General features: G+C 68.3%; 1 protein-coding gene. It reads left to right on the forward strand.

Features of this window, described 5'->3' with window-relative positions; genetic code table 11:
• The coding region (locus tag EN742_RS37110) for an NUDIX-like domain-containing protein (protein ID WP_281035074.1) at positions 1-556 on the forward strand (556 nt) is incomplete at both ends.

Consider the following 556-nt stretch of genomic DNA (forward strand, 5'->3'; position numbering starts at 1 on the left):
GTTCGTCGGCTTCGCCAGCAACCAGATCGAGCGGCAATCGGAGACCCGCGCCGACGATTCCGTCGAGCAGGCGCTCGCCGATCCCTCGACGCGGCTGCTGCTGATGCATGGCGGCCGGCTCTATCTGAAACATGAGGACGGCAGCTTCGACCCCTGGTTCGGCTCAGCCGAAAGCAAAGCCTTCGACGTCTCGCTCGACCGCGGCGTGCTGCTCGGCTTTTCCGAGGCCGGCCCCGTGCTGGCGGTGCCGGCGGCCGTTGAGCCGGAGCAGCTTCCCGCGACCATCAAGGCGATCGACTACCGGTCCGTCTACATGCAAGGCCTGATCGACGAGGCGGCGGCCGGCGCGCTGGCGCAAGGGGCGGCCCTTCTTGCCTGGCACGCCAGCCACGCCTTCTGCAGCAAATGCGGCAGCCGTTCGGAAATGCGCGCCGGCGGCTACAGGCGGCACTGCCCGGCCTGCGGCACCGACCATTTTCCACGGACTGATCCGGTGGCGATCATGCTGACGGTGACGGCGGACAAGTGCCTGCTCGGGCGTGGCCGTCATTTCGGG

Origin of the sequence: Mesorhizobium sp. M4A.F.Ca.ET.020.02.1.1, from assembly GCF_004022645.1 — a bacterium.
Taxonomy (GTDB): Bacteria; Pseudomonadota; Alphaproteobacteria; order Rhizobiales; family Rhizobiaceae; genus Mesorhizobium.